Genomic DNA, 6,683 nt, shown 5'->3' on the forward strand with positions numbered 1-6,683 from the left:
TAGGTGTTATTATAATTAAGTGGCTGAACTTATTTGATAAAAAACAATATTCAACTACTACTAGCTTAGCGAACTTACTACACGATGCAAGTTTTCTTCGTCGCCTGTTGTTAACCAAGTAACATCAGGCCAACTACGAAGCCACGTTAACTGCCGTTTTGCCAGCTGACGTGTTGCTGCGATGCCACGAAAAACCATTTCATCATGGTTTGTTTCACCCGCAAGGTAATCCCACATTTGTCTATAACCAACACAACGAATAGAAGGCATATTGGGGTGTAAATCCTTACGTAGATATAGGGTCGAAACTTCATTTTCAAACCCCTGATCAATCATTATTTTAAACCTTTCTTCAATTCGGCGGTGTAATTCACTGCGTTCTTGCGGTGCAATCGCAAATTGATGAAAAGTATAAGGTAAAGCCGGCTGTTTTTGCATTTGCAACTCAGTCATGGTCCTACCAGTTAACCTGTAAACCTCTAAAGCCCGATTAATTCTTTGTGAATCATTTTCACTTATTTTTTCGGCTGCTTTTGGGTCAACTTTAACTAATTCTTTATATAAATGAGGCCAGCCAAATTCTTTCGCTTGCGCTTCTAACTCTGCTCTTATCTCTGTATCTGCTTCAGGTAATGGCGATAAACCATCAATTAAAGATTTGAAGTACAGCATTGTACCTCCAACCAATACAGGCACTTTACCTTTTCTGTGAAATTCGTCAATTTTTTGCACTGCATCGCGCCTAAAATCTGCAACTGAATACGTTTCACTCGGGTCAAGTAGATCAATTAAATGATGCGGAGCTTTGGCTAATTCTTCGGCATCAGGTTTTGCTGTACCAATGTCCATACCTTTATACACTAGCGCTGAATCTACGCTGATTATTTCTGTATTTAAATGCTCGCACAGCGAGATTGCCAATGCTGTTTTACCTGCTGCAGTTGGACCCATTAAAAATATAACTGGTAAATTACTCAACACTGATACCTTAATCTAATTGCGTTAAATAGTGATTTAGCTCTATTTTAACTGCTTTTTTACGCAAGCGTTCAATAGTTTGTGGATTATTTTGTAAGCGCATTTGTTGCGCTAAAAATACATTGCTTAAATAAAATCGGGTCGGCACGCATTTCATTTGCCATTCTAACCAATTCTCTATATTTTCAAGTTTTGCTTTACACGCATCAAGTAGCTCACCTACCGCTGCACTTACGTCAAGTAAATATAAACACGCTGGCAATTTTTTAACCATTACAAATTGTTTTTCTATTACAAGTTCAAAACCAAGTAAGGTAAACCACGATTGCTGGGATTCTATAAGTAAGCAATCTTCTTTTTCTAAGTTTACTCGCACTGGTAACAAAAGGGCTTTCCCTTCTAAACTTCCGAACTCTTTAATTTGATTATGCCAATCATCAACTAATGCATATTTAAAATGTGAGCAATACAATTGCTGTTCTTCACTAAAGACACACACTCCTTTACTAACACTTATAATAGAAACAGCTTTTAAGACATTATCAACAGATACGGACTGGTGTTGTGCTGCAGATATATTGGCTGCATTATCAAAATGCGCGGCGTGTTGCTCACTCACTCCTTGATAAAACGCATTTACGTCATGATGGCTCGTACTTGGTGCAGCACGGTATGCACCGCCAACACTTCTAGTACCTGAGGACGAACTTGAGCTACCAGCACTTCCAGAGTAAGACGGCTGTAATTGCGATTTAGGGTAATCAAACACTCCTTCGCTTTCTATATTATTAGCACTGCTATGCGTTGACTCAATGAACGCTGGCGTGAATTCTGCTTCTGTGCTCGCTGATTCGTTAGTGAATTCGCCTTGCAATGGCACGACTACCTGCTTAATAGCTTGCAATATAAAATCATGAATTAACCGCCCTTGATGAAAACGCACTTCATGTTTAGCAGGGTGAACATTTACATCAACCTGTCGTGGGTCAATATCAATGTAAATGACAAAACCGGGTAATTCTTGTGTTCCACTTACTTCTTCAAATGCCTGGCGTATCGCATGCAAAATAAGCTTATCGCGCATCATGCGATTATTCACATAAGTGTACTGAGTCGTATTAGCTGAGCCTACAGGTAGCACCCAACCATGCAGCTGTAAACCGCCTTCTCCTGATTGAATATGCAAACCTTGCTCGGCAAAGGCCTTACCTGCAACTTGTGCTACGCGTGTTATAGCCTGAGAGGGATCAGTTTTGGCACGATACTGCCTTACTACTTTTTCGTTGTGAGTTAGTGTAATAGAGACATCAAAGCGACTAAGCGCAATACGCTTTATCAACTCATCAATATGGCTAAATTCAGTTTTTTCGGTGCGTAAAAATTTACGACGTGCTGGAGTGTTAAAAAATAAATCTTTTACTTCAATGGTTGTGCCATCGGGATGCGCTACAGGTTTTACTTGAACGGCCATGTCGCGGCCTTCTGCAAAAGCTTGCCAAGCTGCTTCTTGCTCTTTTGGTTTTGAGCTCAGCGTTAAACGCGACACAGAACTAATTGACGCAAGTGCTTCCCCTCTAAAGCCAAGTGAGCAAATGTTTTCAAGGTCATCAAGTGATTTTAATTTACTTGTCGCGTGGCGAGAAAGTGCGAGCGTTAGCTCATCTTTACTTATCCCTGCGCCATTATCACGAATACGAATAAGTTTGTGGCCGCCGCGCTCAATATCAATTTGAATACGCGTTGCGCCAGCATCTAAGCTATTTTCAACAAGCTCTTTTACTACCGACGCTGGGCGCTCAACCACTTCGCCTGCGGCAATTTGGTTGGCTAAACGCGCGGGTAATATTTCAATATTCATGAGACTTCCTAGCAAACATTGCGCTAATAATAATGACTAACTTTGAGGTATATCGAGCTCTTGCCCAATAAATAAGGTATTAGAACTAAGCTTATTAACTTGTTTTAATTTATTGACTGTAACGCCATAGCGACTCGCTAACATACTTAAAGATTCACCGGGGCGTACTTTATGCTTTGTTGGATATTGCGACTTTAATTTAGCAAATAAAGAATCATCCGGCGGATTTTTCAAATAATAATTTTTAATTGAAGTAAATATAGCTTTAGCTAAACGCTCTTGATGATTAGGACTTTTAAGTAGCTTTTCTTCTCGCGGGTTAGATATAAACCCTGTTTCTACCAAAATAGATGGAATATCTGGTGATTTTAGTACTGCAAGGCTCGCATGCTGGGGATCTTTTTTATGCAGTTTGGCAACCTTACGAAGCTCTTTAACCACTTCGTCAGCTACATTTAAGCCAGTTTTCATTGAGTGGTCCATCGACATATCAAGCAACGCTTGTGCTAGATATTTTTCATTGGCGGCATCTTTCATTACATCAGCAGCGCCACCTAAAAGCTCGGAGTGTTTTTCTTTATCTTCTATCCATTTACCTATTTCTGAATTAGCACGTCTTAATGATAAAACCCACACAGAGGCACCATTTGGCCCAGGGCTTGTAAATGCATCAGCATGAATAGAAACAAAAAAATCTGCCTTTTTTTCACGGGCTCGATTAGTGCGGGTATTTAATTTTACAAAATAGTCACCGCTTCGTACCATGCGCGAAATCATGCCACGTTCGCCATCAATCATGCGCTCTAAACGTTTCGCAATTTGCAGTGTAACTGTTTTTTCGTAGGTGCCTGATGGCCCAATTGAACCAGGATCTTCGCCGCCATGCCCCGCATCAATTGCAATAACAATGTCGCGATCTTGGCTTAGTTGACGGTTTTTAGCGGCTGTTTGAGCAGGAGAAACAACTGTAGTAGCTTGGCTTTTATTGTATAAATCAACAACGAGTCTATTTTTATAAGGGCCTGTAGGTGCGAGGGCAAATACCACTGGCTTTATTGGCGCACTTAATTCAAATACTAAACGTACGCTTTGTTTATTTTTAGGTTTTGAGTAACGTAATTTGCTTACTATTTGATGTTTCGGGGGCACACCTGGCAATATTTTTAACTCGCTAGTATTTTCTAAATCAATCACTAGGCGGCTAGGGTTTTTAAGCATGAAATAGCTAAAGTCGGGCTTATCATTTAAATCAAATACCACGCGCGTACTATCTGGAGACGGCCATACGCGCACACTATTGATTGTGTTTTTAGCCCATAGCGGCAAGCTTATGGTGATAACCATAAGATAAATAAAAAGTTTAACTACACCTCGGCTCATTGGATAATTACTGCCTTAACTATATTATTATTGATTATTTAGTTTTTCGACAATTGCTATACCGCGCTCACTCGCACTATTTATAACAATTTTACGTTCGTTACCCACATAGCTCAGAGTAATATCTAAATCAGGCACAGGAATAAATTCACCACCCTTTTCAGGCCATTCAACAACACAAATTGCGTCTGCTGAGAAATAATCGCGTATTCCCATGTATTCGAGTTCTTCAGGATCACCTAAGCGGTATAAGTCAAAATGATAAACATTTGCACGCTCAAGCTCATAAGGTTCTACTAGTGTATAGGTCGGGCTTTTAACCTTACCTGTATGGCCAAAGCCTTGCACTACACCTCGTGTAAACGTTGTTTTACCAGCACCTAAATCACCATGTAAATAAATAACCGCACCTTGATCTATAATATCAGCAACGCGATTACCCATTGCAACCGTGGCAATCTCATCAGTTAAATGAAATTCAAAACTACGCGTCATTATTACCTCAAAAATTCATTCAAAAGCGCATATTTGCTAATCATACCAGAATATTCATTTAAGGCGATAAATTGAGGTTTTAGACATAAAAAAACCAGACAAGCGAATGATTAAAGTTATATTTGAATATCTAGTTTCGATACCTTAAAACTGTAACATTGAAATAAAGTAAGAGAAAAGTAACGCTAAGGCTGAGATGCCTATAGCAAGTATTAAAGTTACTGAGATATGTAAGCTTATAATCAAACTTTTATGATTCAGCCACTAGCTCTGATACCAAAAATATATAACAACAACGGAGTTGATGACACAAACCAGAATAACTACCCTGCATGCTTTTGTATTTCTGATAAAAAGATAATACCAACTAACTTAACGTCTTTAGTTTTAAGAGTTTTCATAAAATAATACCAATTCGCTTAATTAAGTGATCTATTTTGAGGCTGGAAAAACGTGTTGATAGCTAGGCAAAAAAATTCGCTATTTAGTTGTTCTAAATGAGCATTTTTTAACGCAGGTAGCTACACGTTTAGCCCCGCAAAATGATTAAGTATTATTGCGGATTGGTATAAGTCCTAAATGTGTAAACACGTTTCAGGATAAGGCAGTTCCAGAAAACAAAAAGCCCCGGCTAATGCCAGGGCTTTTTTACAAAACTAACTTTGTCTCGTCCTGAAATGTGTTTACACATTTAGGATTTATTATGACCAAGTCAAATAATACACCGCTCAAACGAACACAACGAGATTATTCATTAGGCTTTAAATTACAAGTTGTTCACGCTGTAGAAAAAGGCGATATGACTTATAAACAAGCCCAAAAAATTTATGGCATACAAGGTCGTTCAACCGTGCTTACTTGGTTAAGAAAACACGGTAAGATGGATTGGACTCAATCACCTAAGATAACTATGCCTACATCACCTAAAGCCAAAGAAAGTCCCGCTCAAAAAATCAAACGCCTCGAACGAGAGCTTGAAGATGAGCATTTACGTAACCTGTTACTCAATGAAGTGGTTAATATTCTTGATGCGGAGCATGGGACAAGCCTTCGAAAAAAGTATATTGCCAAGGAGCAAGAAGCCTTCAAAAGCAAAAAATAGTTAGCTTAGAACGTGCTTGCAAGCTGCTTGGTATAACGAGACAAGCGATATATCAACGAGAGAGCAGAGCTAAATTGCGTGCGATTGAACTCGCACCAGTTAAAGCGATGGTATTGGAAATACGGCGCTTTATGCCGCGTTTAGGCGGAAGAAAATTATACTTTCTACTTAAACCCAAGTTCATAGAGCAAGGCATAAGTTTAGGTCGAGACGCTTTCTTTAGTTACCTGAAAAATGAACATTTATTGGTTAAGCCTAAGCGTAGTTATACAAAAACTACGTTTAGTAAACATTGGATGAAAAAGCATCCTAACTTACTTAAAGATAGGCAGCCATCGAAGCCAGAAGAGGTATTTGTAAGTGATATAACCTACGTTCAATCAGCGCAAGGTGTTCACTATCTATCGCTAGTAACTGATGCGTATAGTCGAAAAATTATGGGATATGAACTCAGTGATGAAATGAAGGCGACAGATGTGGTTAAGGCATTAGATATGACCATCAATAATCGTCAGTATCAATGTAGTACGATTCATCATTCAGATAGAGGGTTGCAGTATTGCTCGCGGGTATATCAAGTAAAGCTTAATGAAAATGGCATTATTCCATCAATGACCGATGGCTATGACTGCTATCAGAATGCACTGGCGGAGCGTATTAACGGCATATTGAAGCAGGAATTCTTACTCTATAAATGCCAAAACCTAGAAGAGCTAAAGCAGCTCGTCGATGAATCGATATTGATATACAATGAATTGAGGCCGCATTTAAGTTTAGGAATGAAAACACCAAACCAAGTGCATAAAAAAGACCAGGAGCAAAAGCTACTGGCCTTCATTTAAAACCGTCAACGTATTTTAGGACGGGACA

General features: G+C 39.1%; 5 protein-coding genes. 1 reads left to right on the forward strand and 4 read right to left on the reverse strand.

Features of this window, described 5'->3' with window-relative positions; translation table 11 throughout:
* Window positions 1-60 precede the first annotated feature (60 nt).
* The 4 genes from miaA to tsaE are packed head-to-tail and all read right to left on the reverse strand — an operon-like array spanning window position 61 to window position 4,711.
* The gene (gene miaA, locus H5087_RS06170; RefSeq protein ID WP_182671473.1) at window positions 61-978 is read right to left on the reverse strand and encodes a tRNA (adenosine(37)-N6)-dimethylallyltransferase MiaA; all 918 of its coding nucleotides are present in this window, start codon (window positions 976-978) and stop codon (window positions 61-63) included.
* Between the two features lie 10 nt (window positions 979-988).
* The gene (gene mutL / locus H5087_RS06175) at window positions 989-2,836 is read right to left on the reverse strand and encodes a DNA mismatch repair endonuclease MutL (RefSeq protein WP_182671474.1); all 1,848 of its coding nucleotides are present in this window, start codon (window positions 2,834-2,836) and stop codon (window positions 989-991) included.
* A 36-nt stretch (window positions 2,837-2,872) separates the two neighbouring features.
* Entirely contained in the window at window positions 2,873-4,216 is a 1,344-nt protein-coding gene (locus H5087_RS06180; RefSeq protein WP_182671475.1) for an N-acetylmuramoyl-L-alanine amidase, read from the reverse strand.
* 27 nt (window positions 4,217-4,243) lie between these two features.
* Entirely contained in the window at window positions 4,244-4,711 is a 468-nt protein-coding gene (gene tsaE / locus H5087_RS06185) for a tRNA (adenosine(37)-N6)-threonylcarbamoyltransferase complex ATPase subunit type 1 TsaE (RefSeq protein ID WP_182671476.1), read from the reverse strand.
* A 703-nt stretch (window positions 4,712-5,414) separates the two neighbouring features.
* On the opposite strand from tsaE, the gene H5087_RS06190 reads away from it, so the two are divergent.
* Window positions 5,415-6,655, forward strand: a protein-coding gene (locus H5087_RS06190; protein WP_182671477.1) for an IS3 family transposase whose coding sequence is annotated in 2 segments (ribosomal slippage) — window positions 5,415-5,784 and window positions 5,784-6,655 — 1,242 coding nt in all. Because the reading frame shifts where the segments join, the coding sequence is not laid out codon by codon here.
* Window positions 6,656-6,683: the final 28 nt, after the last annotated feature.

Origin of the sequence: Pseudoalteromonas sp. SR43-7 (genome assembly GCF_014163785.1) — a bacterium.
Lineage (GTDB): Bacteria > Pseudomonadota > Gammaproteobacteria > Enterobacterales > Alteromonadaceae > Pseudoalteromonas > Pseudoalteromonas distincta.

Excerpts from the sequence above, each read along its gene's own strand:
- mutL (WP_182671474.1), bottom strand. The coding sequence starts at position 2,836 with ATGAATATTGAAATATTACCCGCGCGTTTAGCCAACCAAATTGCCGCA.
- H5087_RS06180 (WP_182671475.1), bottom strand. The coding sequence starts at position 4,216 with ATGAGCCGAGGTGTAGTTAAACTTTTTATTTATCTTATGGTTATCACC.
- tsaE (WP_182671476.1), bottom strand. The coding sequence starts at position 4,711 with ATGACGCGTAGTTTTGAATTTCATTTAACTGATGAGATTGCCACGGTT.